This window comes from Pseudomonas sp. St290 (assembly GCF_018325805.1).
Taxonomy (GTDB): Bacteria; Pseudomonadota; Gammaproteobacteria; order Pseudomonadales; family Pseudomonadaceae; genus Aquipseudomonas; species Aquipseudomonas bijieensis.
The window spans coordinates 2,344,940-2,371,679 of the sequence record NZ_AP014703.1 but is presented as its reverse complement, the minus strand read 5'-3'; the positions used below and the strand labels follow the sequence as shown (position 1 = coordinate 2,371,679).

The following is a 26,740-nucleotide window of genomic DNA, read 5'->3' as shown; positions in this document are numbered from 1 at the left end:
CGCTCCTCAACCAGGAGCGGGCCCTTTTTCGTGATGCCTAGAACACTGACCAGCCGATCCGCTGGCTCATCAACTCCAGCGCCGCCATGCCGGCCAGGGAGTTACCGGCGGCGTTGAGTTCCGGCGACCACACGCACACCGTGAACCGCCCCGGTACCACCGCGACAATCCCGCCGCCAACACCGCTCTTGCCCGGCAAGCCGACGCGATAAGCGAAATTGCCGGCCTCATCGTACAAGCCGCTGGTGGCCATGATGGAGTTGACCTGCTGGGTCTGCCGAGCGCTGAGAATCTGTTCGCCGCTGTGCTTGCAGAACCCATCGTTGGCCAGGAAGCAGAAAGCCCGTGCCAGGTCGATGCAACTCATCCGCAGGGCACAGTGGCTGAAATAACTGCGCAACACCGCTTCCACGTCGTTCTCGAAGTTACCGAACGATTGCATCAGGTACGCCATTGCCGCGTTCCGGGCACGGTGCTGGTATTCCGACTCGGCGACCTTGCCATCCACCATCACCTGCGGGTTGCCCGACAGCCGCCGTACGAAATCGCGCATCGACAGCGCCGGCGCGGCGAAACGCGACTGGTTGATATCGCAGATAACCAAGGCGCCAGCGTTGATGAACGGGTTGCGCGGCCGACCGCGTTCGAATTCCAGTTGCACCAGGGAGTTGAAAGGTTGGCCGGATGGCTCATGGCCCAGGCGTTCCCAGATCGCTTCGCCGGAATGCCCGATGGCCTGCACCAGGCTGAACACCTTGGAAATACTCTGCACCGAAAACGCTGTTTCGGCGTCGCCAGCGCAATACATCTCGCCGTCGTTGCCATACACGGCAATACCCAACTGGTTGGGCGCCACAGTGCCCAGGGCCGGGATATAGTCGGCCACCTTTCCCTGACCAATCAGGGGGCGAACCGCATCAAGGATCTCGTTCAACAGTACTTGCATATGCGCGGGGTCCAGTCATTCCCCGTTCGAGTGCGGGGATACAGACGCTAGACGCTGGTAGGCGGGATCAGAGCACACTGATTATCAAGCTTCAGGCACACAACCCTGTAGCAAGGGAGCTGTGGGTGCAGACTTTGTGGGAGCAAGGCTTGCCCGCGATGAAGATGACATGGTCTATCTGGAACCGAGTCGCCTGCTTCGCGGGCAAGCCTTGCTCCCACAGGGTGTGGGCGTTTTCATGGGCGCTTGTCGTCGAATCGAGCGGTCTATAGTTCAAAGGATCAATCGGCAGGAGTAGACGATGCGACAGATCATGCAAAAAGAACCCTGGTGGGCCTCGCCACCCAAGCCCGGGCAGGATGAAAGCGAGCTGGAATGGGGCTGGCTGGTGATCTACAGCGAAGGCGAGCCGCGCTTCGAATTCATCAAGGAGCGCCCATCGGACGAGCAGATCCGCCATCGCAAAGGTTGTCGCGTCACCCTTGGCTCAGAATGAGCTGGCCCATCACGGCTTGATGTCCGGCAATGCCACCGCTCGATTGGCCAGGTCCGCCTCCACCAGGCTGCCTTCTATTTCTTCGTCCAGGTAATACACCGGTGCCATTACCCCGCTGAGGGGATGCTTGAGTGACTTGAACCACGCCTCATCGAACGCAGCGCTCAGGCTTTTGCGGATCTGCGCCTCCATTTCCGGCCGCTCGCCCTCGTGAATGATCGCGCGAATACCCGCCACGCCCACCGAAATCAATGCCCCGGCCGCTTTCCCTGCCACGGCCGCCGCCGCGCCAGTCGCGCCTCGCGTGGCAAATTGCGCCTCGATTTTTTCGCTGGTGCGTTGCGCCACCGTTGCGATCACCGCCTCTGATGGCCCGGCACCTGTGGTAGCGGCCTTGTTGACGTGATCGATCAGGGCCGCATAAGCCGGCAGTGTGTTCAGCGGTTCGGCATGAATCACCTCGTACAACGAAGCGTTACGCGCCGCCGGCGGCCCCAGGTTGATAGCAGGAATACCGTGCAGGCGCCGATTCATCAGTTCGTTCGGGATTCGATGCCGCTGGGCGACAACCTGGACCTGTTGATTGAGCTGGCGAATGTAGTAGTCCGTCGCGGCGGCCCTGATCGCCTCGGGATCAATTTCCATCGCCACGGGTTCCAGCACCTGCTCGCGATATTGCTCTTGCAGGTAAACCGCCAGACGCCTGGCTGAGGAATCCTCCTCGCCCTTGGCACTGGCGGCATACCAACTGACCTTCACCGCCAGCCATTCCTGAGTCCAGTAGCTGCTGAACCAAGGGATGAATTGAGCCTCGGTGCGTTCATAGACCAGCACACGCCAATGCTCCATCGACCCGCGAGCGTAGAGGGCTGCCTGTTCGATAGCGCTTTTCGAAGCCGCGATGATCTGCTGGTCAACCTGTCGCCAAGTGTCCTGGGAAATGGCTACCGTGGCCGCCTGTTGACCGCGCTGTGGCGTGGCGCACCCCGCCAGAACGAGCACAATGGCCAACATCAGCGCACGCAGCACAGTCGCGCTACTCCGGGTTCAGGTCATCTACCGGTTGAGTATAGGTCGCGAGAAACAGGGATCCGGGGTAGACACACAAAACCAATGTGGGAGCGAGCTTGCTCGCTCCCACAGGATGTAATCCAGCAGGTATTTGGCTGGCCTTCAACCCAACGCCGTGTCTAGAAACATCATCACCGCAAACCCCATCATCAACCCCAAGGTGGCCGGTGTTTCATGGCCGTTGCGGTGGGTTTCGGGAATCACTTCGTGGGACACCACGAAGATCATCGCCCCGGCCGCCAGGCCCAGGCTGATGGGATAGGCCACGGCCACACCCGAAGACATGCCCAGGCCAATCACCGACCCCAAAGGCTCCATCAACCCCGAGCCCACGGCAATCAGCGCGGCACGCAAGGTACTGATGCCGGTGACCCGCAGCGCCATGGCAATGGCGAGGCCTTCGGGAATGTCCTGGATGGCAATGGCGGTGGTCAAGGGCAGACCGACCTTGAAATCGCCGTCGGCAAAACTGACGCCGATGGCCATACCTTCTGGCAAGTTATGCAAGGTGATGGCGAGTACGAACAACCAGACACGATTGATGCGTTCGACTTGCGGACCGCGCCGGCCACTCAACTCGTGCTCGTGGGGGACGAAACGGTCGAGGCCGATCATCAAGGCGACGCCCAGCCCCAATCCCACCACGACGACAAACGCGGCAAGCAACTGATTACCGCAAATGACCTGTGCCGCCTCGATCCCCGGCAAAATCAGTGAGAAGGAACTGGCGGCGAGCATCATGCCCGCGGCGAACCCCAGCATGATGTCCTGGGTACGGGAGGAGATATCCCGCAATACCACCGCCATCACAGCCCCCAATGCGGTGGCGGCGAAGCCGGACGTGCCGCCCAGTACCGCATACCCCAGGTTTTGCCGATCAGCCCCAACCAGTGCGTTGTAGCCGCTGTAGAGCAACAACGCGGCAACCAACGCCAACCCCAGCCAGAAGGTTACCCCTAGCACCAGATTGTTTTGCACAGGATCCAGCCAGGTACGCCAGGGTGATCGGATCCGGGAAGTGGGCTGGTCCATTGAAAGTCCTTAACTGGTTGAGCGGTCAAACAGAATTCTCAGGCGAGGGAGCCGGGCCCCCTCGCCGGTTTCCTACAGTTTGTCACCTTGCATTCCTGAACCCAAGTCGGCGCCGGTGGTGGGGTCGCTATCGGGGTTGGACATGGTCCGCGCCTTCATGTCCATCAACAGCGCTTCGTCTTTTTTACTCAACTGAACGCTGGCCAGTCCATCGCCACCGTCCACCGCTGGCGTTGGATTCTCCACGAACTCCCAGTCATCGCCCTGGTTCCATGGACCACGCACGGTAGGTTCGCCCTGGGACATGTTGAAATACACATGACTGAATTCCGGCATACCCGGCAATTTGCCTTGCGGAAAATTGGGCTGGATCGAGTGCAAGGCTTTTTCGAACGACAACTGATGCGCGATTTCACGGGTCATCAAAAAGCCGAGCGCTTCTTTTACTCCAGGATCATCGGTGAGGTTCATCAACCGTTCATAGATGATTTTCGCCCGGGCCTCAGCAGCAATGTTCGAGCGCATGTCCGCCGTTGGTTCGCCGATGGTGTCGACATAGGCGGCAGTCCAGGGCACACCGGCGGAGTTGGTCAGCGGCGAGCCGGCGCCATACAAGAGGCTGGTGATGTGCGAGTCATTACCGGCACCGTTGATGTCCCGGTACAACTGCCCCTCCTTCTCCACGCCTTCAGCCATTCTGCCCTTGGCACCCTTGTTCAGCATCACGATGATCGAACCGATCACCTCCAGATGACTGAGCTCTTCGGTGGCAATGTCCATCAGCAAATCCTTGCGACCTGGATCGTCCTCGGACAAGGCCTGGGTGAAATAACGCGATGCCGCCGCCAATTCCCCTTGGGCCCCGCCGAACTGCTCGAGCAACAGGTTGGCGAGTCCGGGATTGGGCTCAGCGACACGCACGGTGTACTGCAATCGTTTGTTATGTAGAAACATGATTGAACTCCTCGTTCAGGTACACGGCATGAGAACACTGCCGACGGCAGGCCCATGAAAGTCTGAAGAAATTAAATGAATATAATTTAGTTTTTATTCAAAACAGAAGACGAGTGGCTTATTGCAACGCAAGCACACGCACTTATTTTTCAAACAATAAATCCATCAGCGAAGTCGGGCAGGAATACCCGACTTAATATCACCGCCGAAACAGGTCCCAGCCCAATCGCACGGGACCTGCGAGACTACGAAACATTAGGAATTACGAGCGCCACCGCGGCTGTTTTCGCCGCCTTTCCTGCCGGCTTCGGAGGCTTTTTCCCGGTCGTTGGCAAAGTTGCCACCCGAGGCCTGGCCACCTTTTCGGCCGGCTTCAGAAGCCCGCTCAGGGTCGTTGGCAAAGTTCCCCCCCGAGGCTTGCCCGCCTTTGCGTCCAGCTTCTGCGGCGCGCTGCGGGTCGTTGGCAAAATTGCCGCCAGAGGCCTGGCCACCCTTGCGTCCAGCCTCGGAAGCGCGCTCAGGATTGTTGGCAAAATTGCCTCCTGATGCTTGGCCGCCCTTTTTCCCGGCTTCCGATGCCTTCTCACGATCGTTAGCGAAATTGCCAGGGTTGTTATTACCTGTGTTAGCCATTTCATTCACCTCGTTTAGTTGATATCAACGAGTCTCGTTGACTCGTCTTATTCGGAAAACATGACGCCACCAAGGTTTTAAGAGAACGTGGCAAACGGCGACGAATGGTCAATACTTCTATTTGCACCGAAGTCTTGATAGTTATTGCAACAGGCTATTAAACAAGCGGCGACCGATTAACAGCCTTAACACTAAAACTTCATCCAACGAAAAACCCACATGGTTCCACGGAAAAAACAGTGCGTGTCTTTCCACGCTGTCCGCCAAAGGCCGGGTGCCGCCAGCACCCCATTGCACCGGTCTCGTCACCCTGGCCTCGCGCCGTTCCAGGAAGCCAAAACTCGCGGGCTGCCGGTGTTGTTCTGCACCACCACACTGACCGGCTTGCGGTGTCCGGATCCCCTGTCGCCGAGACCCGGATTCAAGAATGCTCAGGGTGAAATCGGATCGCTCGCCGGAAAGGTTTCCTCCAGTGCATCATCCAGTTGATTGTCAGTGATATCGCGCTCACCGACTTTGCCGCTACGCTCGCAATGGCAGTCCGGTGCCGGACACGGTTCGCCGTTGGGGTGCTGTTCGGCGCAGGCCTGGCTGCAATAAGCCTCGCCGTCGTGATTGAAGACCCGCCGTGGATCGACATCACAATGACAATCGGGACAGCCACACTTTAATTCGCTCATGTCTTTCTCCTGAATGGATCGACGTTGCGTTCAAGAGGACCCCGCCAGCAACTGCACCTCCAGATTTGCCGCCGCCACACCGTGATTCGCTACATACACGTCAGCGGTCCAACCCTTGGTCAAGTTGTGATAGGGCTGTGTGCCCAGGGCGGTGCCGCTGTCCCACGCGATGACATCACCAATATCGATGTCATTGGCCGAACTCAGCTCGAAAACGGTATGGCCATCCTCCTGGTCCACATACACGCCCACCATCGCACTCTGACGATTGATGGCGCGTACTTCACCGGTGGTCCGCTCGTCTTTCTCCTTTTTCGGCAGCGCCCCAGGTGTCCGCAAATAAGCGTCCGAATGCTCTTTCATGCTCAGCGCTTAGCCTCGGTACGCGGACTGGCCGAACGTTCGAGGAACGCCTGGGTGATCTGCGGCAGGTGCTCGCGCAACCACTCGGCCATGGCGATTTCCTGGGGCAGGATCTGTTCGCAGGCCCGTTGTGTTTCCACGTCGCCGGCCACTTTCGCTGCCTCGATCAGCACGGTGTAGGAGGCGATTTCGAGGTTCTCGAACACGTAGCCACTCATGGCGCCCTTGACCACTTCATCGCTCATCGTCATGCCGCCGACCGCCTGGCCGAAGGCCATGAGCTTGGCGGCCAGGTCCTTGAGCGTGGAGGTACTCCCGCCCAGGCGCTTTATGCATTGCTCCACCAACTTTTGCTGGCCGAGGGTTTCTTGCAAGTGCTCCTCGATCCGGGCCTTGAGCGCTGGATAATGTTCGAGGCGTTCCGCTTGGGCCTTGAGCATTTTTTCCGCTTGTTGCTCCATGGCATGGGCATCGTTGAGCCAGTCCAGCAGGTTCTCTTTTGGCGTTGCCATTCCCTTCTCCTTAGCCGTGGTCGCCACTGCATCGCAGCGCGACGATTCTGAGGTACCGCACATAGAAGTGGATGTCGCCGGGCCGGGGAAAGTTTGAAGCAACCGTCGCGCTGAGCGACGAAAGGCGTCAGCGCGCTTTCCCTGGACAACCGCAGTGCTAACCTCAACGGTTCCAGGCCAGCGGAGACAACCACATGCCCGACGATCTTCACCGTGAACCGATCGATCAGTTGCGAGAGCACATGGCCGGGCGCCATTTCCTGGTCCTCACTGGCGCCGGTATCAGCACACCGTCGGGCATCCCCGATTACCGCGACAGCGACGGTGTACGCCGGGGTCGACAACCCATGATGTACCAGGAGTTCCTCGCCAAACCCGAGGCGCGGCGACGCTATTGGGCGCGGGCAATGCTGGGCTGGCCACGGGTGCGACAAGCACGGCCGAATGCAGCCCACGAGGCCTTGGCGGCGCTACAGGCCGAACAGCGCATCAGTGGTCTGATCACCCAGAACGTCGACACATTGCACGACCAGGCCGGCAGCCAGGACGTGATCGAACTCCACGGCAGCCTGCACCGTGTGCTCTGCCTGGATTGTGAGCAGCGCAGCGAACGGCAGCAGATCCAATTGTTGATGGAAGCGCAAAATCCCTATCTGGCCGGAGTCGATGCAGTGCAGGCTCCGGACGGCGACACCCTGCTGGACCCGGCGTTCGAGGCGCGCTTCCAGGTACCCCGCTGCCCCCACTGCGGCGGCGAGCGGTTGAAGCCCGACGTGGTGTTTTTCGGCGAGAATGTTGCTGCCGCCACCGCCGCGCGCGCCACCCGGGCCGTCGAGGAAGCGGAAGGCCTGCTGGTGGTGGGCTCGTCGTTGATGGCCTGGTCGGCGTTTCGCCTGTGCCGGGCGATCAAGGACCAGGGCAAGCCGCTGCTGGCGATCAACCGGGGCAGGACCCGGGCTGATGAGTTGCTGGATCTCAAGCTTGAAGAACCGTGTGAACAGTTGTTGCCGTTGCTGGCACACCACCCGTTCTAGCGAACACCCCAAATCCACTGTGGGAGCGAGCCTGCTCGCGATAGCGGTATTTCAGCGTGCATCTATGTTGAGTGTGCCACCGCATCGCGAGCAGGCTCGCTCCCCCAGGAGTCAGTCAATCTGCGCCGAGTCCTGATCCCTGAGCGTATCGAACAACGCCTGCGCCGCCGCCGACAGTTCATGCCCCGGCTTGGTCAGTACCCCGATGGCCCGTTCGATCACCGGATCGCTCAAGGTGATGCAACGGGCGCCCAGCTCGTGCATCTGGCCGACGCACAACGCTGGTACCGCACTGACCCCCAACCCGCTGGCGACCATCCGCCCGACTGTCGCCAGCTGATGGCTCTCGAACTCCACGGGCAGCTTCATTCCCCGAGCCTGCAGATGCTCTTCCAGCATCACCCGTACGGTGGATGGGCGTTGCAGCGTGATGAATGGTTGCTCCAGCAGAGTCTCCCAGTGGATTTCGTCGCGCTGGGCAAGCGGTGAGTCCTGCGGCACCACCGCGACGAAGCGATCGAGATACAAGGGCGTGAACGCCAATGACGAACCCTGCATCGGTTCGAACGCCACGCCCAATTCGACATGCCGGTCACGGACCATTTCCAGCACCTGTTCGTTGATCACGTCGTTGACCGTGACATTGACATTCGGATAACGGGCGCGGAAGGTCTTGAGGATCGGTGGCAACAGGTTGCCGGCAAACGACGGCATCGCCGCCAACGTCACACGACCACGCTGCAAGGTGAAGCGCTGGCGCATTTCGTCCTCGGCATTGTCCCAGTCGGCGATCAGCCGCCGGGCCAGGGGCAACAAGGATTCGCCTTCAGGGGTCAGTGCGACGTTACGGGTATTGCGACTGAACAAACGTCCGCCCAGGCCTTCTTCCAAGGCCTTGATGGTCAGGCTCAGGGCTGACTGGGACAGATGCAATCGCTCGCAAGCCACGGCGAAACTCAGGCTCTGGGCCACGGCGAGGAAGGCGCGGACTTGCTTAAGGGTCATGGGCGTTCTGCGTCCGGTTGCGTCGAAGGGATGACTATTGAGTTTTATCAATCAATCCAATCTAAAAATCAACTTAACAAATATATGAGTTGGCGCAACACTGCATCTCATTGCGACCCCATCAAGAATAAAAGAGGTGTCTATGGCAGGTTTCGACAAACGCGTGAGTTCCTATGAAGAGGCGCTGGAAGGCTTGAAGGACGGCATGACCGTCATCGCCGGCGGCTTCGGCCTCTGCGGTATCCCGGAAAACCTGATCGCCGAGATCAAGCGCAAGGGCATCCGCGACCTCACCGTGGTCTCCAACAACTGTGGCGTCGACGGTTTCGGCCTCGGCGTGCTGCTGGAAGACCGGCAGATCCGCAAGGTGGTGGCCTCCTACGTGGGCGAAAACGCCCTCTTCGAGAAGCAACTGCTGAGCGGCGAAATCGAAGTCGTACTCACCCCCCAAGGCACCCTCGCCGAAAAAATGCGCGCCGGTGGCGCCGGCATCCCGGCCTTCTTCACCGCCACCGGCGTCGGCACGCCAGTGGCCGAAGGCAAGGAAGTGCGTGAATTCCATGGCCGCCAGTACCTGATGGAAGAATCCATCACCGGCGATTTCGCCATCGTCAAAGGCTGGAAAGCCGACCATTTCGGCAACGTGATCTATCGCCACACCGCCCAGAACTTCAACCCGCTGGCCGCCACGGCGGGCAAGATCACCGTGGTGGAAGTCGAAGAAATCGTCGAACCCGGCGAGCTGGACCCGACACAGATCCACACCCCTGGCATCTACGTCGACCGGGTCATTTGCGGCACGTTCGAGAAGCGCATAGAACAGCGCACCGTGCGTAAGTGATCCCCTGCCCCCGGCCCGAATGAAGGAATAACAACATGGCACTTTCTCGCGAACAAATGGCTCAACGCGTCGCCCGCGAAATGCAGGACGGCTACTACGTGAACCTGGGCATCGGTATTCCGACCCTGGTCGCCAACTACATCCCCGAAGGCATGGAAGTCATGCTGCAATCGGAAAACGGCTTGCTTGGCATGGGCGCGTTTCCCACCGAAGCCGAAGTCGACGCCGACATGATCAACGCCGGCAAGCAGACCGTCACCGCGCGCATCGGCGCGTCGATCTTCTCTTCGGCCGAATCGTTTGCCATGATCCGTGGCGGCCACATCGACCTGACCGTGCTCGGCGCGTTCGAAGTGGATGTGGAAGGCAACATTGCCTCGTGGATGATCCCCGGCAAGCTGGTCAAGGGCATGGGCGGCGCGATGGACCTGGTGGCCGGCGCCGAGAACATCATCGTTACCATGACCCACGCGTCCAAGGACGGCGAGTCGAAACTGCTGCCACGTTGCAGCCTGCCGCTGACGGGCGCCGGTTGCATCAAGCGCGTGCTGACCGACCTGGCCTACCTGGAAATCCAGGACGGCGCCTTCATCCTGAAAGAACGTGCCCCGGGCGTCAGCGTCGAGGAAATCGTCGCCAAGACCGCCGGCAAATTGATCGTGCCGGACCATGTGCCTGAAATGCAGTTCGCTGCCCAGTGAGGAGAGATTCGATGCAAGAAGTCGTGATTGTCGCCGCTACCCGTACCGCCATCGGCAGTTTCCAGGGTTCGTTGGCTTCCATCCCCGCACCGGAACTCGGTGCCGCGGTGATTCGGCGCCTGCTGGAGCAAACCGGCCTGTCCGGCGAGCAGGTCGATGAAGTGATCCTCGGCCAGGTGCTGACCGCAGGCTCGGGACAGAACCCGGCGCGCCAGGCGTCGATCCTCGCCGGCCTGCCCCACGCGGTGCCGGCGCTGACCCTGAACAAGGTCTGCGGTTCGGGCCTCAAGGCGTTGCACCTGGGCGCCCAGGCGATCCGCTGTGGCGACGCAGAGGTCATCATCGCCGGCGGCATGGAGAACATGAGCCTGGCCCCCTACGTACTGCCGGCCGCCCGCACCGGCCTGCGCATGGGCCACGCGAAGATGATCGACAGCATGATCACCGACGGTTTGTGGGATGCCTTCAACGACTACCACATGGGCATCACCGCCGAGAACCTGGTGGACAAGTACGGCATCAGCCGTGAGGAGCAGGACGCTTTCGCCGCCGCTTCCCAACAGAAGGCCGTGGCCGCCATCGAGGGCGGTCGGTTCGCCGATGAGATCACGCCGATCCTTATTCCCCAGCGCAAAGGCGATCCCGTGGCGTTCGCCACCGACGAACAACCACGCGCCGGCACCACCGCCGAATCCCTGGGCAAGCTCAAGCCTGCCTTCAAGAAGGACGGCAGCGTCACCGCCGGCAACGCTTCGTCGCTGAACGATGGCGCTGCCGCGGTGATCCTGATGAGCGCGGAAAAAGCCAAGGCCCTGGGCCTGCCCGTGCTGGCAAAGATCAGCGCCTATGCCAATGCTGGCGTCGACCCGGCGATCATGGGCATTGGCCCGGTTTCGGCCACCCGTCGCTGCCTGGACAAGGCCGGCTGGTCGCTGGAGCAACTGGACCTGGTCGAAGCCAACGAAGCCTTCGCCGCCCAGTCGCTGGCCGTGGCCCGGGAATTGAAATGGGACATGGACAAGGTCAACGTCAATGGCGGCGCCATCGCCCTGGGCCACCCTATCGGCGCATCGGGATGCCGGGTTCTGGTGTCGCTGCTGCATGAAATGATCAAGCGCGACGCCAAGAAAGGCCTCGCGACACTGTGCATCGGCGGCGGCCAAGGCGTGGCCCTGGCGCTGGAGCGGGCGTAACCGACACAGGTTCAACGGTGGTTGTGCGGACCCACGAATATCCGCACGACCGCTGGTACCACCACCGGCGCAATCTCGGTTGCGCCGGTTTTTTTTTGCCCGCCGGTTTTGAGCGTGGGCTGCCGGCCTCATCGCGAGCAGGCTCGCTCCCACAGTGGATCTCCAGTGTTCACTGACCTTGCATTCACCACAAATCCCTGTGGGAGCCTAGCTTGCTCGCGATAGCGCTGGGTCAGCTTGCGGAGATGTTGAATGTGCCGCCGTCATCGCGAGCAAGCTTGGCTCCCACACTGGATCTGTGGCGGACACTGCGTCTGTGAACACCCAAGAACTCTCCTGTGGGAGCGAGCCTGCTCGCGATGGCGGTAGGTCAGGCGACGATGAGCCTTCAGGTACCCGCGCCGAACCGGTCACGGCTGTTGGTCAGGTGCAACCACATGGCAGCGCGGGCGGCGTCCGGGTCCTGGCGCTTGATTGCGTTGAAGATCGCCTCGTGCTCCAGGTTGGCCAGTTGCGCCAGTTTGCTCAGGTCAGCCTGGCCGCGTTCGGCCACATTCACTCGCGTCCTGGGGATCATCGCACTGCCCAGATGCTGCATGATTTCGACAAAACAGGCGTTGTCCGTGGCTTCGGCGATAAGCAAATGGAAGCGCCGGTCGGCCTCGACACAGCTGTCGTTGTTGCTGGACAAGCGCTGATAGTCATCCAGGGCCTGGCGCATCTGCTGCAACTGGCGTTCGCTGCGGCGCTGGGCCGCCAGGGCGACTGCCTGGGTTTCCAGGCCCAGGCGCAGTTCCAGGATGGCCCGCACACCCGCCGCAGTGTCGACATTGAGCCGCAGCCCAGGCTCGCCGGTCTGCGCCAGCACAAAGGTACCGATGCCGTGGCGGGTCTCCACCAGCCCCGAAGCCTGCAATTTGGAAATCGCCTCGCGCACCACCGTCCGGCTGACGCCATGGGCCTGCACGATGGCACCTTCCGATGGCAACTTCTCGCCCGGCTTCAACTGCCCCAGCAAGATGCTCTGGCTCAGCTTCGCCACCAGGTCATGGGCCAGGTTATGGGTACGCTTGCGCAGGGGCGCGTCGGTGTCTTGCGGCATCGCCGGGTTCCTCGAAAACAGGCTGACTGATCGTATCACCAGCGGGCGTGGGAAATCTCATCGTCACGCCTCCAACTTGTATGACAACACTCAAGATCGGTCCTTCTCAGCGCTGATCACTCTTTCAAAAAACTGCTTAGCCCAGGCCAGGCAGACGCTGAATAAAATCAGAAAGACTGGAAAAGCCCAGCAAATACGGCATAAAAACGCTATTCGCCCAATCCAATAATGCTGAAAAACTGCTTGTCATCCAAAAAAATCAAGTTGTATGATGTCTATCAACATCGGCACCTGCACGATGCCCGCATAAAAATAACGAGTGGGAGAAAAACCAGTGAACACATCCAGCCTCAAGGCGAATGCCGGAGCGGATCCGGTGCTGCTGTCGGCCATCGCCAAGGTCAAGCGCCACATCCTGCCGCTGTTCGTCATCATGTTTATCGTCAACTACATCGACCGCGTGAACATCGGCTTCGTGCGCGCCCACATGGAGCACGACCTGGGTATCGGTGCCGCGGCCTATGGCTTTGGTGCCGGCCTGTTCTTCATCGGCTACGCGCTGTTCGAAGTCCCGTCCAACATCCTCTTGCAAAGAATCGGCGCGCGCATCTGGCTGACCCGCATCATGCTCACCTGGGGCCTGGTGGCAGCGGGCATGGCCTTCATCCAGAACGAAACCCACTTCTACATCCTGCGTTTCCTGCTGGGCGTGGCCGAAGCCGGTTTCTTCCCCGGGGTGATCTACTACTTCACTCGCTGGTTGCCGGGTGTCGAGCGCGGCAAAGCCATCGCCATCTTCCTCAGCGGTTCGGCCATTGCCTCGCTGATCTCCGGCCCGCTGTCGGGGCTGCTCCTGCAGATCAACGGCCTGGGCATGCACGGCTGGCAGTGGATGTACTTCATCGAAGGGATGTTCTCCGTCTGCCTGTGCGTGTTCGTCTGGTTCTGGCTGGATTCCAAGCCCCATGACGCCAAATGGCTGAGCCGTGAAGAACAAGACGTGCTGGTCAAGACCATCGACGATGAACAACGAGCGCGCGAAGCCGCCTCGCCGATCAAACTGTCCATCGGCAAGTTGCTCAAGGATCGCCAGATCATCCTGTTCTGCCTGATCTACTTCTTCATCCAGCTGACGATCTACGCCGCCACGTTCTGGCTGCCGAGCATCATCAAGAAGATGGGCGACCTGAGCGACATCCAGGTCGGGCTGTTCAACTCGATCCCGTGGTTGCTGTCGATCGTCGGCATGTACGCCTTCGCTTCGCTGTCGGCCAAATGGAAGTTTCAGCAGGCCTGGGTCGCCGCAGCCTTGTTGATCGCCGCCGCCGGCATGTTCATGTCCACCACTGGCGGGCCGATCTTCGCCTTTGTCGCCATCTGTTTCGCGGCCCTGGGCTTCAAGTCGGCGTCGTCGCTGTTCTGGCCGATTCCCCAGGCCTACCTGGACGCCCGGATCGCCGCCGGGGTGATTGCCCTGATCAACTCGGTGGGCAACCTCGGCGGGTTCGTCGCCCCGACCACCTTCGGCCTGCTGGAACAGCACACCGGTTCGATCCAGGGCGGCCTCTATGGCCTGGCAGCCACCTCGATCGTTGCCGCGATCATTGTGTTTGCCGCGCGCAATACGCCTAAACCCAAGTTGGCACCGACGCCGGCCAACCCTGCCGCCAGCCACGTTTGATTACTCGATTCGTTCAAGGATAAGTGCACATGACTCCTCCAGAAGCCAGCAAAGCCCCGATCATCACCAGCATGCAGATCGTGCCCGTGGCCGGCCACGACGGCATGCTGCTGAACCTCAGCGGCGCCCACGGCCCGTTCTTCACCCGCAACATCGTTATCCTCAAGGACAACGCCGGTCACACCGGCGTGGGCGAAGTCCCCGGTGGCGAGCGCATTCGCCAGACCCTCGAAGACGCCCGCTCGCTGGTGGTCGGTAGCCCTATCGGTACGTACCAGAAGATCCTCAACACCGTGCGCCACGCCTTCGCCGACCGCGATGCCGGCGGCCGTGGCCTGCAGACCTTCGACCTGCGCATCACCATCCACGCGGTGACCGGCCTGGAAGCGGCCTTGCTGGACCTGCTCGGCCAGCACCTGGACGTACCGGTCGCCGCCCTGCTCGGCGAAGGCCAGCAACGCGATGAGGTGAAGATGCTCGGCTACCTGTTTTACGTCGGTGATCGCCAGCAGACCGACCTGCCCTATCGCAGCGAACCGGACGCCGACAACGACTGGTTCCGTGTACGCCATGAGAAAGCCCTGGACGCCGCCGCCGTGGTACGCCTGGCCGAAGCCGCCCACGCTCGCTACGGCTTCCAGGACTTCAAGCTCAAGGGCGGTGTGCTCAACGGCGATGAGGAAATCGAAGCGGTCACCGCACTGGCCGAGCGCTTTCCCCAGGCCCGCATCACCCTGGACCCGAACGGTGCCTGGTCACTCAAGGAAGCGGTCCGTTTGTGTCGCGACCAGCACAAAGTGCTGGCCTACGCCGAAGACCCCTGCGGTGCCGAGAACGGCTATTCCGGTCGCGAGGTCATGGCCGAGTTCCGCCGTGCCACGGGCCTGAAGACCGCCACCAACATGATTGCCACCGACTGGCGCGAGATGGGCCACGCCATCACCTTGCAGTCAGTGGACATTCCCCTGGCCGATCCGCACTTCTGGACCATGCAAGGCTCCGTGCGCGTGGCGCAGATGTGCAATGAATGGGGCCTGACCTGGGGCTCGCACTCCAACAACCATTTCGACATTTCCCTGGCGATGTTCACCCACGTGGCCGCCGCCGCACCGGGCGACATCACCGCCATCGACACCCACTGGATCTGGCAGGACGGCCAGCGGCTGACCAAGGCGCCCTTGCAGATCCAGGGCGGCTGCGTGCAGGTGCCGAAAAAACCGGGGCTGGGGATCGAGTTGGACACGGACCAGTTGGCCAAGGCCCATGAGCTGTACAAAGGCATGGGACTAGGGGCGCGGGACGATGCAGTGGCGATGCAGTACCTGATTCCAGGCTGGACGTTCAACAACAAGCGGCCGTGTCTGGTTCGCTGAAACAACTCTGCCCCCCTGTGGGAGCGAGCTTGCTCGCGATGGTGGTGGATCAGCCACATTGATGTTGACTGACACGCCGCTATCGCGAGCAAGCTCGCTCCCACACTTGGTCGATGGTGCCCATGAGCTTGAAGTCACCCATGACTCCTTGTGGGAGCGAGCCTGCTCGCGATGACGGCGGCACATCCGACATCACCTTTTCAGGCAGACCGCATCGCGAGCAGGCTCGCTCCCACAGGGGACTGCGTGGCTAGCCCTCCGGCCGCAGGATCAATACCGCCAACGGCGGCAGGTTGAGTTCCAGCGACAGCGCCTGGCCATGGCTGGGCACCTCTTCGGTGGAGGCCCCGCCGCCGTTGCCGTAGTTGGAACCGGCGTAGGTGTCGGCATCACTGTTGAGCAGTTCCACCCAGCGCCCGGCGAATGGCACGCCGACCCGGTAGGCCTCGCGCGGCACCGGAGTGAAGTTGGCGACCACCAGCACCGGCCGGCCATCCTTGCTCCAGCGCAGCCAGGCGTAGACGCTGTTGAGCGCATCGTCGCCAATCAACCACTGGAAGCCTTGGGGCGCATCATCCTGGTCATGCAGCGCCGGCTCTTCGCGATAGAGTCGGTTCAGATCGCTCACCAGCCTCTGCACGCCACGGTGCTCGGGGTATTGCAGCAGGTACCAGTCCAATTGCTGGTCATGGTTCCACTCGCGCCATTGGCCGAACTCACAGCCCATGAACAACAGCTTCTTGCCCGGATGACCCCACATGAAGCTGAGATAGGCCCTCAGGTTGGCAAATTTCTGCCAGCGATCACCGGGCATCTTGTCGATCAGCGAGCGTTTGCCATGGACCACTTCGTCGTGGGAAATCGGCAGGACGAAGCGCTCGGACCAGGCATACACCAGGCCGAAACTCAGTTCGTTATGGTGATGGGCGCGGTACACCGGGTCTTGCTGGATGTAGTGCAGCGAATCGTGCATCCAGCCCATGTTCCACTTGTAGGCGAAACCCAGGCCGCCCTGCTGGGTGCTCTGGCTGACGCCCGGCCACGCGGTGGACTCTTCAGCGATGACCAGTGCGCCAGGGGTTTCCAATGCCACCACATCGTTGAGGTGGCGCAGGAAATCGATGGCTTCGAGGTTTTCGCGCCCGCCGTGGCGGTTGGGCACCCACTCCCCTGCCTTGCGCGAATAGTCGCGGTACAACATCGAGGCCACGGCATCCACCCGCAGGCCATCGATGTGGAAATGCTTGAGCCAGTGCAGCGCCGACGCCAGCATGAAACCGTGGACTTCGGTGCGGCCCAGGTTGTAGATCAGCGTGTCCCAATCCTGGTGGAAGCCTTCCAGCGGATTGCCGTATTCGTACAGCGCGGTACCATCGAACTGGGCCAGGCCGTGGGTGTCAGTGGGGAAATGCGCCGGCACCCAGTCGAGGATGATCCCGATATCGGCCTGGTGGCAGGCGTTGACGAACGCCGCGAAATCGTCCGGCGAGCCAAAGCGTGCCGTCGGCGCGAATTGTGACAGCGGCTGATAGCCCCAGGAGCCACCGAATGGATGCTCCATGATCGGCATCAGCTCGATGTGGGTGAACCCCAGGTCCTTGACGTACGGGATCAGGCGCTCGGCCAGTTCATGCCAATTGTATTGCCGGGCCACCTCCCCCGCCTCGTCGATTTCGCACTGCCAGGAACCGGCGTGCAATTCGTAGATCGACAGCGGCGCACCCGGGAGCTGGCGCTCGCGACGGTGCTGCATCCACTCATCGTCCTGCCACTCGATCTTCAAGGGCGCGGCGACTTTCGACGCCGTGTCTGGCGGCATCTGCGTGGCCAGGGCCACCGGGTCGGCCTTGAGTGGCAGGATACCGTGGGCACCGAGAATTTCATATTTGTAGCCTTCGCCCGCACCGAGCCGCGGAATGAACAACTCCCACACACCGGATGGATAGCGGATGCGCATCGGATGCCGACGCCCGTCCCAGACGTTGAAATCCCCGACCACCGAAACGCGCCGGGCGTTCGGCGCCCAGACCGCAAAGCGCACGCCGTCGACGCCATCGACGGTGGTCAGTTGCGCACCGAGGCAGGAACTGAGGTCGCGGTGATTACCCTCGCCAAACAGGTAGAGATCCATCTCCCCCAGCAACGGACCGAAGCTGTAGGGGTCTTCGGCCACCTGCTCGCCGCCGGCCCAACGGGTGCGCAGCAAGTACGCCTGGGCATGATCGAAATGGCCGACGAACAGGCCCGGGGTTTCGGTCTGTTGCAGCTCACCGAGCTCTTCACCGCCGTCACGGGCGAGCACCTGCACGCTCAGCGCACCGGGCAGGTAAGCGCGGATGAATTGCCCGCCGGCACCGTCGCCATGGGGGCCGAGGATGGAAAACGGGTCGTGATGTTCGGCACGCACCAGCGCGTCTATGTCATGGGGGGCCGGCAGCAATGACTCCTTGGCCTGCCCCTGGGGTTCTTTGTTCGAGACACTCATGATTCTCTCCACTAAATCGGTCCGGCTACGTCGGAAAAGGGTTGCAGCCCACTTAACAACCCGACCAGACCATGCAACGGCACGGGCAGCCAGGTGGGGCGATTCTCGGCTTCATAGGCCACTTCATAGGCCGCCTTCTCCAGGCCGAACAACGCCAGCGCGGCGTCTTCGCCTTCAGCATCCTTCCACTCATGGGCAAGACTAGCTGCCGCCAGCCGATATGCCTCGACAAATGCCTGGCGAGCCTCTTTCAAATAACGATCGGCGACCCGTTGCCGCGCCGCATCGGCATCGGCCGTGCTGTCGACGGTGTGCAAGTGGATCGCCATGGCCGCCGCATAATCGAAGGAGCGCAGCACGCCACTGACGTCCTTGTACGGGCTGTGCTTGCCCCGTCGTTCATGCAATGGTCGCGCCGGCTCACCTTCGAAGTCGATCAGGTAGGCATCGCCCTTGATCACCAGCACCTGACCCAGGTGCAGGTCGCCATGGACGCGGATGCGCAAGCCGCCGACGGCCTTGCCAGCCAGCTCCTGGACATGGGCCAGGATGGTTTTCTTGTGCTCCAGCAAGCGTGCGACCATGGCCTGGTCCACAGGATTCAATTGGCCCTGGTTCTGCTTGAGCAGGCGCAAGGCATTTTCCACTTGGGCGGCCACATCCTTGCCGATGGCCTGGGTTTCCTTGGCGTTGGTGGTCAGCGGCGCGAAGTCCGGGTTGTCGGTGGCCTGGGCCAGCAACTGGTGCATTTCCCCCAGGCGCTGGCCGAGCATGCCGGCGAAGTCCTTGAGTTCGCCCAGGGCGTTGTAATGTTGCTCCTGCTCGGACACCGCGTCCGCCAGCTCATCGCGCAAGGCGCGCTCGAGGTTATTCTGGGTCCATTCCCAGGCATCGCCCTGATTGCTCAAGTAACCCTGGGCGATCATCAGCAACGAATCCTCACCCTGGGCGTCGCGGCGAACCACCGAGCCGAGCAACGGTGAGATGTTGCCGAAGCCGGCAGCGGTGAGATAGGCGCTCATTTCCAGTTCCGGGTGTACACCCGAAGCGACCTTGCGGATCAGCTTGAGTACCAGGCTGCCCCCCACCACCACCGAACTGTTGGATTGTTCGGCGGACAGGTAGCGAACCTCCGGCTCGGCCCCAAGGTTCAACGCGGTCAAGCCTTCGGTGGGCTCGAACCGCAATTCACCTTCGGTGCATGGCAGTACCGTACCGGCCTGCATGCCTTGCAGCACGGCGCGTATGAAATGCTCCAGGCTGAACGCATCGGTGATCAGACCGACCTGGCGAACCCGACGTACACGGGACAACGCCAATTGTTGCGGCAACGCCGCGCCCACCTGGTCTTCAGGCAGCAGGCCGAACGGCAGTTGATAGCGCAGGGTCTGGCCAGCGCTGGTGACGTCGATTTCGCTGAGCAACACCGGATGCTGCGGATCACCGAAGCGCACGCCATAGACAATCTCCACCGTCTCGATCGCACTGTCCTTGCCGGCGAACCAGCGCCGGTTCTGCAACCAGCTCGGCAGGATGGTTTGCTCCAAGGTGGTGCGCGATGGCGCCTCGAGCAATTCCTCCAGGCGTTTTTTCAGCACCAGGGTGGTGAAGTCCGGCAGGCTCTGGGCCGGTTCCACGTGCCAGCTCGGCATCTGGTTTTCTGCCGCCAGGGCGAACCAATAGAAGCCGTACGGCGCCAGGGTCAGCAGGAAGTTCAACTGGCCGATCGGTGGGAAAGCATTACCGCCCAGCATTTCCACCGGAACCATGCCGGCGTAGGCCGACAGGTCCAGTTCGGCGGCCTGGGCGCTGCGGGACACGTTGGCCACGCACAGGATGATTTCGTGCTTGCCGTCGGGGCCAGTGTATTCGCGGGTATAGGCCAGGATCCGGCGATTGCTCGGCGAGAGCATTTTCAACGTGCCACGACCGAAGGCCTTGGACTGTTTGCGCACCGCCAGCATGCGTCGGTTCCAGTTGAGCAGCGAGTGCGGGTCGCCGGCCTGGGTCTCGACGTTGACCGACTGGTAGCCATACAACGGGTCCATGATCGGCGGCAGCACCAGGCTGGCCGGATCGGCGCGGGAGAAACCGCCGTTGCGGTCGATGGACCACTGCATCGGCGTACGCACGCCATCGCGGTCGCCCAGATAGATGTTGTCGCCCATGCCGATCTCATCGCCGTAGTACAGCGTCGGCGTGCCGGGCATCGACAGCAGCAGGCTGTTGAGCAGCTCTACGCGTCGACGATCGCGCTCCACCAACGGCGCCAAGCGCCGGCGAATGCCCAGGTTGATACGCGCCCGGCGGTCAGCCGCATAATAGTTCCACAGGTAGTCGCGCTCCTTGTCGGTGACCATTTCCAGGGTCAGCTCATCATGGTTGCGCAGGAAAATCGCCCACTGGCAGTTGGCGGGAATCTCTGGAGTCTGGCGCAGGATGTCGGTGATCGGGAAGCGATCTTCCTGGGCCAGCGCCATGTACATGCGTGGCATCAGCGGAAAATGGAAGGCCATGTGGCATTCGTCACCGTTGAGCCCTTGGGCGTCGACATCACCGAAGTACAACTGCGTGTCTTCCGGCCACTGGTTGGCTTCGGCCAGCAACATGCGGTCGGGGTAGTTGGCGTCGATCTCGGCGCGGATCAGCTTCAGGACGTCATGGGTCTCGGGCAGGTTTTCGTTATTGGTGCCGTCGCGCTCGATCAGGTACGGGATGGCGTCCAGGCGCAGGCCGTCGATGCCCATGTCCAGCCAGTAGCGCATCACCGACAACACCGCCTTGATCACTTGCGGGTTGTCGAAATTGAGGTCGGGCTGGTGGGAATAGAAACGGTGCCAGAAGTACTGGCCCGCTACCGGGTCCCAGGTCCAGTTGGACTTCTCGGTGTCGAGGAAAATGATCCGCGTGCCGTCGTACTTGTGGTCGTCATCGGACCAGACGTAGAAGTCCCGCGCCTTCGAACCCGGCTTGGCCTTGCGCGCGCGCTGGAACCAGGGATGTTGGTCCGAGGTGTGGTTGATGACCAGCTCGGTGATCACCCGCAGGTTGCGCTTGTGGGCTTCGGCAATGAAGCGCCGCGCATCGGCCATGGTCCCGTAGTCGGCGCTGACGCCACGGTATTCGGCAATGTCATAACCGTCATCGCGCCGGGGCGAAGGATAGAACGGCAGCAGCCAGATGGTGTTGACGCCCAAGTCGGCAATATAGTCGAGTTTCTCGATCAGGCCGGGAAAGTCACCGATCCCGTCGTTATTGGAGTCGAAATAGGATTTTACGTGGACCTGGTAAATCACCGCGTCCTTGTACCAGAGCGGGTCTTTGATAAAGGTGGCAGACCGGGGTTTCTTCGCCATTTGCAACTCCTGATGAATTCAATAAAGCCGCGGGATACAGGCTTGTGAGGTCTTTTTGTGGCGAGGGTATTCAGCGAAACCGTACCGCTCTGTGGGAGCAAAGCTTGCTCGCGATACAGGCGCCTCCGTTCCTCAGGAGACCGCGTCATCTTCATCGCGGGCAAGCCTTGCTCCCACAGCCTCACGCCACGCTGATCCGCCAGATCCCGAACGGCTGGTACGCCGGATCAATCCGCATGAACTGATACTTGCCGTACCAGGTCCAGCGATGTCCGTTCATCAAATCCTCGCCCTGGGTCTGGGCGTCGTCAGGCAGGCCCATCTCCCACAGCGGCAATTCAAAACTGGCTTCCTGGGGGGTGTGCGGATCGAGGCTCACCGCCACCAGGATGAAATTGCTGCCGTCGGGCGTGCGCTTGCCGAAATAGAGAATGTTGTCGTTCCAGGCGTTGTAGATCTTCAGGCCCAAATGCGTGTGCAAGGCCGGGTTCTGCCGGCGAATGCGGTTGAGCTGGGCGATCTCGGCAACGATGTTGCCCGGGGCGGTGAAGTCCCGGGGGCGGATCTCGTACTTCTCTGAATCGAGGTACTCCTCCTTGCCCGGCACCGGTGCCGATTCGCACAGTTCGAAGCCCGAATACATGCCCCACAAACCTGAGCCCATGGTCGCCAGGGCTGCGCGGATCAGAAAACCCGGGCGCCCTGACTCATGGAGAAAGGCCGGGTTGATGTCCGGCGTATTGACGAAAAAGTTCGGCCGGTAGCATTCGCGCCAAGGCGATTCATTGAGTTCGCTGAAGTAGGTCGCCAGCTCGGCCTTGGTATTGCGCCAGGTGAAATAGGTGTAGCTCTGGGAATAACCGACCTTGCCCAGCCGCGCCATCATGGCCGGCGTGGTGAACGCTTCAGCCAGGAAAATCACTTCAGGGTATTGGGCCCGGACATCGGCGATCAGCCATTGCCAGAATGGCAGCGGCTTGGTGTGAGGGTTGTCGACGCGGAATATCTTCACGCCCTCCTTTACCCAACCCACCACAATGTCACGCAACTCCGTCCACAGGCTGGGAATCGCATCAGCCGCGTAGAAATCAACGTTGACGATGTCCTGGTATTTCTTCGGCGGGTTTTCCGCGTATTTGATCGTGCCGTCCGGTCGCCAGCTGAACCAGCCCGGATGCTGTTTGAGCCAAGGGTGGTCCTGGGAACACTGGATCGCGAAATCCAGGGCAATCTCCAGGCCGTGATCAGCGGCCGCCGCCACCAGGCGCCGGAAGTCCTCGCGGCTACCCAATTGCGGGTGAATGGCCTCGTGCCCACCCTCCTCGCTGCCAATGGCATATGGGCTGCCCGGGTCGTCGGGACCGGCGGTGAGGGAATTGTTCGGGCCTTTGCGGAAACTGCGACCGATGGGGTGGATCGGCGGGAAGTACAACACGTCGAAGCCCATGTCCTGGATCACCGCCAGGCGCGAATGCACATCGTTGAAGGTGCCGTGGCGCTGGGGATCGTCAGTGATGGAGCGGGGAAACAGCTCATACCAGCTGGCAAACTCGGACAGCTTGCGCTCCACATCCAACGGGTATTCAGGGCTGATGCTCAAGTACGGGCGATGATCGGCCAGGGACATCAGATCGGCACTGCGCGGTGCCAGAAACAGCTCCACCTGCTCGGTTGGCAGCAAACCGGAGAGCTCGTGGTGCAAGGCCGCCAGTTGCTCGCTCAACTCTCCCGTGCTGCGCTCGACGGCCATTTGCACCTGGTTGCGCCCTTCCTGCAACTCCAGGCTGATCGGCACCCCTGCCCCGAATTTCTTCTCCAGCTCATAGCGAAAGCTGGCGAACTGATCGATCCAGGCCTCGATACAGAACACATAGCGGCCCTGTTCCGGCACATTGAACTGGCCACGCCAGCCGTTGTTACCCAGGTCGCTCATGACTTCGCTGTTCCATACTTCGTCCTGCAGCGCACGCCAGCGGATGCGCACGGCCAGCTTGTCGTGGCCATCGGCGAAGACCTTGCTGGTTACCGTCACATCCTGCCCGACCACGGCCTTGGCGGCGAACTGCCCGCCGTCGATCACCGGCATGGTGTTTTCAATAGCGATACGCGGCAACAGCAAGGCTTGAGACAGCGGCAGATGCGGGTTGTAGGCCAGGTCGGTCGGGTATTCGGCAATCATCGAGCATCGCTCCTTTTACGCCCCATGGACGCGCTTGTGGCGGTAAAGGCCCAACGGGTCCCTGAAAAAAACTCACTTAAACTCCGAACCGAATCAGCGGTTAAAAGTTCAGAGGGATTTGCCCCGATGCATCGCGGGGATCAAAAGCCGATGCAAGGTGGTCAACAACAATAAGCACGACTCAAGCCATGTGCGTCACGGAGACCCGTCCCGATGAATATTCCCATCCCGGCCGAAACACCTGACCCGAACATCGACGACCCCACCTTGCCTCCACCCGGTCCTGATCCGGAACCGATTCCCGAGAAGGACCCGCCGCTGGACCCACAACCGCCGCTGGGTGACCCGCCGAGCGAGGCGCCGCCGGAGCGGGTTTGATCAACAGACTAGTGGATAACAAAAAACCTGTGGGAGCGGGCTTGCTCGCGAAGGCGGTGTGTCAGCCAAGGTTTTCATCGACTGACACACCGCTTTCGCGAGCAAGCCCGCTCCCACATTGAATGGTGTGTTCTGGCTGGGATCACGGTCACGGCTTGTTCTCCCTCTCCAGCGCCCGGACGATCACCGGCATCACACTGAAGATCACCAGCGCCAGCACCGTGCTGAGCACCGCCGTCGCCTCCCGGCCCAGCCCGGCGGCGACGCCGATGGCGGCGGTCATCCACAGGCCGGCAGCGGTGGTCAGGCCTTTTACATGACCTTCGTCGCCATCATTGTTCTTCAGGATCGTGCCCGCGCCGAGAAAACCGATGCCGGCGACAATGCCTTGGATCACCCGGCTCATGGCGTCGGCCTGGGATCCGGACATCTGCGGCACCAGCACGAACAACGCGGCCCCCAGGGCCACGAGCATGTGGGTGCGCACGCCGGCCGCCTTGCCCTTGTGTTCGCGCTCGAACCCCAGGATGCCACCCAGCAATGCGGCCATGACCAGGCGCACCGTGACCCGGGTCATCTGCTGGGCATCGGTGATGTCGGCGAATTCCGCCTGCAGGGTCATCCAGACTTCATGCCACCAGGCTTCCATGGACCGTCCTCTTTTCCATTCGATACATGATGGACCGCAAGCGAAGCCAGAGGTGCGCTCGACCGCTGATCAGGCGCGACGAACCCTGGCTACCGGGCTACGCCTAATGTTCAGGACATAACGAGGAAGTGCTGCCATGCCTATACGTATCGAAAACCAGACCTGCTATTTCGACAGTGCCAGTGGCCCGCAACAGCGCCCCGCCAGCCAGCTGACCATCATCACCGACCCGGACAAGGCCATGTCAGCCGTGAAGATCAATGGCGACCTGGTCTACATCACCGAGGCCGAAGCCGATGCCCTGACCGTGGCCGGCGCGACCGACGGGCGCAAGCACCTGAAGGCCACGGACAGCGGCTCGGCGATCTGAGCCCGTTGACGCCTCTGCGAGGTATTCAATCCGTCGGAGCAAAGCTTGCTCGCGATAAGAACAACACGATACCTCTTGAACCGAGGTGCCTGTATCGCGAGCAAGCTTTGCTCCCACAGAGCCTTGGCACAGATGTTGTTCGCTTTCCCTCGGGTGCATCAAAGTGTCGCAGCGCCTGGGTTTCGCGGCATCTGATCCGGTTTTTATCAAAACACCTGAGTCTGTTATGCAAACAGTTCCATGGTCATAGTGCGCCGGCCAGATAGAGGCTGATGAGCGACCGACCATGAGCGATAGAATCCCCGTCCAGTTGATACAGACGTTCGAACCTGCGCCAACGAAGATAAAGGCCAGGACCACCGATAACCTGATCCACACCCGCAGCTTCACCGGTTTGTTTCGCACCTTGCGCATCAGCGGTGCCGGGGTTCTGTTCCTGCTGTTCTTTGGCACGGTGTGGCTGAACTGGGGCGGTCGCCAGGCGGTGCTCTGGGATCTTTCCGAAAGCAAATTCCACATCTTCGGCGCGACTTTCTGGCCCCAGGATTTCATCCTGCTGTCGGCCTTGCTGATCATCGCCGCCTTCGGCCTGTTCGCCGTCACCGTGTTCGCCGGGCGCGTGTGGTGCGGCTACACCTGCCCACAGAGTTCCTGGACCTGGATCTTCATGTGGTGCGAGAAAATCACCGAAGGCGAACGCAACCAGCGGATCAAGCTGCAGGCAGCGCCCTGGGGCCTGAACAAACTCGTACGCCGCAGCGCCAAGCACACGTTGTGGCTGGCCATCAGCCTGCTTACCGGCCTGACGTTCGTTGGCTACTTCACACCGATCCGCCCATTGACCGAAGAACTGCTGACCCTGCAAATCGGCGGCGTGAGCTTGTTCTGGGTACTTTTCTTTACCGCAGCCACCTACCTCAACGCCGGCTGGCTGCGTGAAGCGGTGTGCATGCACATGTGCCCTTATGCACGCTTTCAGAGCGTGATGTTCGACAAGGACACCTTGACCATTTCCTACGACACGGCCCGCGGTGAAATCCGCGGCCCGCGCAAACGCGAAGCAAACCCGGCTAATATCGGCCTGGGCGACTGCATCGACTGCCAGATGTGCGTACAGGTCTGCCCCACCGGCATCGACATCCGCGATGGCCTGCAAATGGAATGCATCGGCTGCGCAGCCTGCATCGATGCCTGCGACTCGATCATGGACAAGATGGGTTATGCCCGTGGCCTGATCAAATACACCTCCGAACACCAGTTGCAAGGCGGCAAGACTCATCTGCTGCGACCTCGGCTGATTGGCTACACCGCCGTGTTGCTGGTGATGATCGGCGCACTGGCCGTGGCGCTGGTGCAGCGGCCCATGGTGTCGCTGGACGTCAGCAAGGACCGTGGCCTGTTCCGCGAGAACAGCGCGGGCCAGATCGAGAACATCTACAGCCTGAAAGTCATCAACAAGACCCAACAGCGCCAGGATTATCACCTGTCCCTGGTGGACGGCGACGGCTTCGTCCTGCAAGGCAAGACGCAATTGAGCCTGGCCCCGGGGGAAATCGTCGATGTGCCGGTGTCGGTAGCGATGCTCAGCGAACGGCCGGGCAAAAGCTCCCAGGAGATGACGTTCAAGATCGCCGACACGGATGAGCCGGGAATCTACAGCCTCGCCAAAAGTCGTTTTGTAGCGCCGATGAATCGCTGAAGCTTTA

24 protein-coding genes are annotated in these 26,740 nt (G+C 61.1%); 10 read left to right on the top strand and 14 right to left on the bottom strand.

Features of this window, described 5'->3' with window-relative positions:
• Window positions 1-37: 37 nt before the first annotated feature.
• Window positions 38-946 carry a glutaminase B gene (gene glsB, locus PBDP_RS10465; protein WP_109751753.1) on the bottom strand — a complete coding sequence of 303 codons (909 nt, stop codon included), beginning with the start codon at window positions 944-946 and terminating at the stop codon, window positions 38-40.
• 301 nt (window positions 947-1,247) lie between these two features.
• On the opposite strand from glsB, the gene PBDP_RS10460 reads away from it, so the two are divergent.
• Window positions 1,248-1,442 carry a hypothetical protein gene (locus PBDP_RS10460; RefSeq protein ID WP_058545342.1) on the top strand — a complete coding sequence of 65 codons (195 nt, stop codon included), beginning with the start codon at window positions 1,248-1,250 and terminating at the stop codon, window positions 1,440-1,442.
• 9 nt (window positions 1,443-1,451) lie between these two features.
• Here the strand turns inward: PBDP_RS10460 and PBDP_RS10455 are convergent, their stop codons facing one another.
• The 7 genes from PBDP_RS10455 to PBDP_RS10425 all read right to left on the bottom strand — a co-directional run bounded on the left by PBDP_RS10455 (window position 1,452) and on the right by PBDP_RS10425 (window position 6,687).
• Window positions 1,452-2,471 (bottom strand): hypothetical protein, encoded by a 1,020-nt coding sequence (locus PBDP_RS10455; RefSeq protein WP_212802201.1) that lies wholly within the window; start codon window positions 2,469-2,471, stop codon window positions 1,452-1,454.
• Between the two features lie 144 nt (window positions 2,472-2,615).
• Window positions 2,616-3,545: a ZIP family metal transporter gene (locus PBDP_RS10450; protein ID WP_109751751.1), complete on the bottom strand. Its 930-nt coding sequence runs from the start codon at window positions 3,543-3,545 to the stop codon at window positions 2,616-2,618.
• Between the two features lie 72 nt (window positions 3,546-3,617).
• Complete coding sequence (locus tag PBDP_RS10445; RefSeq protein WP_109751750.1) at window positions 3,618-4,499, bottom strand: manganese catalase family protein; 882 nt, start codon at window positions 4,497-4,499, stop codon at window positions 3,618-3,620.
• A 255-nt stretch (window positions 4,500-4,754) separates the two neighbouring features.
• Complete coding sequence (locus PBDP_RS10440; RefSeq protein ID WP_109751749.1) at window positions 4,755-5,132, bottom strand: con-10 family general stress protein; 378 nt, start codon at window positions 5,130-5,132, stop codon at window positions 4,755-4,757.
• Window positions 5,133-5,563: 431 nt separating this feature from the next.
• A complete protein-coding gene (locus PBDP_RS10435) occupies window positions 5,564-5,812 on the bottom strand; it encodes a metallothionein (protein WP_109751748.1) in 249 nt (82 codons plus the stop codon).
• Between the two features lie 30 nt (window positions 5,813-5,842).
• Window positions 5,843-6,175: a hypothetical protein gene (locus PBDP_RS10430; protein WP_212802200.1), complete on the bottom strand. Its 333-nt coding sequence runs from the start codon at window positions 6,173-6,175 to the stop codon at window positions 5,843-5,845.
• Window positions 6,176-6,177: 2 nt separating this feature from the next.
• Window positions 6,178-6,687, bottom strand: coding sequence for a ferritin-like domain-containing protein (locus PBDP_RS10425; RefSeq protein ID WP_212802199.1), 510 nt, complete (start codon window positions 6,685-6,687; stop codon window positions 6,178-6,180).
• Window positions 6,688-6,881: 194 nt separating this feature from the next.
• On the opposite strand from PBDP_RS10425, the gene PBDP_RS10420 reads away from it, so the two are divergent.
• Complete coding sequence (locus PBDP_RS10420; RefSeq protein ID WP_212802198.1) at window positions 6,882-7,721, top strand: NAD-dependent protein deacetylase; 840 nt, start codon at window positions 6,882-6,884, stop codon at window positions 7,719-7,721.
• Window positions 7,722-7,832: 111 nt separating this feature from the next.
• On the opposite strand, the gene PBDP_RS10415 is transcribed toward PBDP_RS10420, so the two are convergent.
• Window positions 7,833-8,726 carry a LysR family transcriptional regulator gene (locus PBDP_RS10415; RefSeq protein ID WP_212802197.1) on the bottom strand — a complete coding sequence of 298 codons (894 nt, stop codon included), beginning with the start codon at window positions 8,724-8,726 and terminating at the stop codon, window positions 7,833-7,835.
• A 142-nt stretch (window positions 8,727-8,868) separates the two neighbouring features.
• On the opposite strand from PBDP_RS10415, the gene PBDP_RS10410 reads away from it, so the two are divergent.
• The 3 genes from PBDP_RS10410 to PBDP_RS10400 are packed head-to-tail and all read left to right on the top strand — an operon-like array spanning window position 8,869 to window position 11,461.
• Complete coding sequence (locus tag PBDP_RS10410) at window positions 8,869-9,567, top strand: CoA transferase subunit A (protein ID WP_003200117.1); 699 nt, start codon at window positions 8,869-8,871, stop codon at window positions 9,565-9,567.
• Window positions 9,568-9,602: 35 nt separating this feature from the next.
• Window positions 9,603-10,268, top strand: a complete 666-nt coding sequence (locus PBDP_RS10405) for a CoA transferase subunit B (RefSeq protein WP_003180355.1) — start codon at window positions 9,603-9,605, stop codon at window positions 10,266-10,268.
• 11 nt (window positions 10,269-10,279) lie between these two features.
• The gene (locus tag PBDP_RS10400) at window positions 10,280-11,461 is read left to right on the top strand and encodes an acetyl-CoA C-acetyltransferase (protein ID WP_109751744.1); all 1,182 of its coding nucleotides are present in this window, start codon (window positions 10,280-10,282) and stop codon (window positions 11,459-11,461) included.
• Between the two features lie 388 nt (window positions 11,462-11,849).
• Here PBDP_RS10400 and PBDP_RS10395 read toward each other — a convergent pair whose 3' ends face one another.
• Window positions 11,850-12,563 carry a FadR/GntR family transcriptional regulator gene (locus PBDP_RS10395; RefSeq protein WP_109751743.1) on the bottom strand — a complete coding sequence of 238 codons (714 nt, stop codon included), beginning with the start codon at window positions 12,561-12,563 and terminating at the stop codon, window positions 11,850-11,852.
• Between the two features lie 334 nt (window positions 12,564-12,897).
• Here PBDP_RS10395 and PBDP_RS10390 point away from each other — a divergent pair, with 334 nt between their 5' ends.
• Together PBDP_RS10390 and gudD are read left to right on the top strand one after the other, a co-directional pair.
• Window positions 12,898-14,244: an MFS transporter gene (locus PBDP_RS10390; RefSeq protein ID WP_212802196.1), complete on the top strand. Its 1,347-nt coding sequence runs from the start codon at window positions 12,898-12,900 to the stop codon at window positions 14,242-14,244.
• A gap of 29 nt (window positions 14,245-14,273) precedes the next feature.
• On the top strand, window positions 14,274-15,617 hold the full coding sequence (gene gudD / locus PBDP_RS10385; protein WP_109751741.1) for a glucarate dehydratase: 1,344 nt from the start codon (window positions 14,274-14,276) through the stop codon (window positions 15,615-15,617).
• Window positions 15,618-15,867: 250 nt separating this feature from the next.
• Here gudD and glgB read toward each other — a convergent pair whose 3' ends face one another.
• From glgB to PBDP_RS10370, 3 genes are all read right to left on the bottom strand, one after another.
• Window positions 15,868-18,102, bottom strand: coding sequence for a 1,4-alpha-glucan branching protein GlgB (gene glgB / locus PBDP_RS10380; protein ID WP_109751739.1), 2,235 nt, complete (start codon window positions 18,100-18,102; stop codon window positions 15,868-15,870).
• An 11-nt stretch (window positions 18,103-18,113) separates the two neighbouring features.
• Window positions 18,114-21,458: a maltose alpha-D-glucosyltransferase gene (gene treS / locus PBDP_RS10375; RefSeq protein ID WP_212802195.1), complete on the bottom strand. Its 3,345-nt coding sequence runs from the start codon at window positions 21,456-21,458 to the stop codon at window positions 18,114-18,116.
• A 181-nt stretch (window positions 21,459-21,639) separates the two neighbouring features.
• Window positions 21,640-23,637: an alpha-1,4-glucan--maltose-1-phosphate maltosyltransferase gene (locus PBDP_RS10370; protein ID WP_212802194.1), complete on the bottom strand. Its 1,998-nt coding sequence runs from the start codon at window positions 23,635-23,637 to the stop codon at window positions 21,640-21,642.
• A 213-nt stretch (window positions 23,638-23,850) separates the two neighbouring features.
• On the opposite strand from PBDP_RS10370, the gene PBDP_RS10365 reads away from it, so the two are divergent.
• Window positions 23,851-24,015, top strand: a complete 165-nt coding sequence (locus PBDP_RS10365; RefSeq protein WP_013692690.1) for a hypothetical protein — start codon at window positions 23,851-23,853, stop codon at window positions 24,013-24,015.
• A gap of 148 nt (window positions 24,016-24,163) precedes the next feature.
• Here the strand turns inward: PBDP_RS10365 and PBDP_RS10360 are convergent, their stop codons facing one another.
• On the bottom strand, window positions 24,164-24,664 hold the full coding sequence (locus tag PBDP_RS10360) for an MgtC/SapB family protein (protein ID WP_109751736.1): 501 nt from the start codon (window positions 24,662-24,664) through the stop codon (window positions 24,164-24,166).
• A 136-nt stretch (window positions 24,665-24,800) separates the two neighbouring features.
• Here PBDP_RS10360 and PBDP_RS10355 point away from each other — a divergent pair, with 136 nt between their 5' ends.
• Together PBDP_RS10355 and ccoG are read left to right on the top strand one after the other, a co-directional pair.
• Window positions 24,801-25,034, top strand: coding sequence for a DUF3203 family protein (locus tag PBDP_RS10355; RefSeq protein WP_109751735.1), 234 nt, complete (start codon window positions 24,801-24,803; stop codon window positions 25,032-25,034).
• A gap of 286 nt (window positions 25,035-25,320) precedes the next feature.
• Window positions 25,321-26,733, top strand: a complete 1,413-nt coding sequence (ccoG, locus tag PBDP_RS10350; RefSeq protein WP_109751733.1) for a cytochrome c oxidase accessory protein CcoG — start codon at window positions 25,321-25,323, stop codon at window positions 26,731-26,733.
• The last annotated feature ends 7 nt before the right edge of the window (window positions 26,734-26,740 follow it).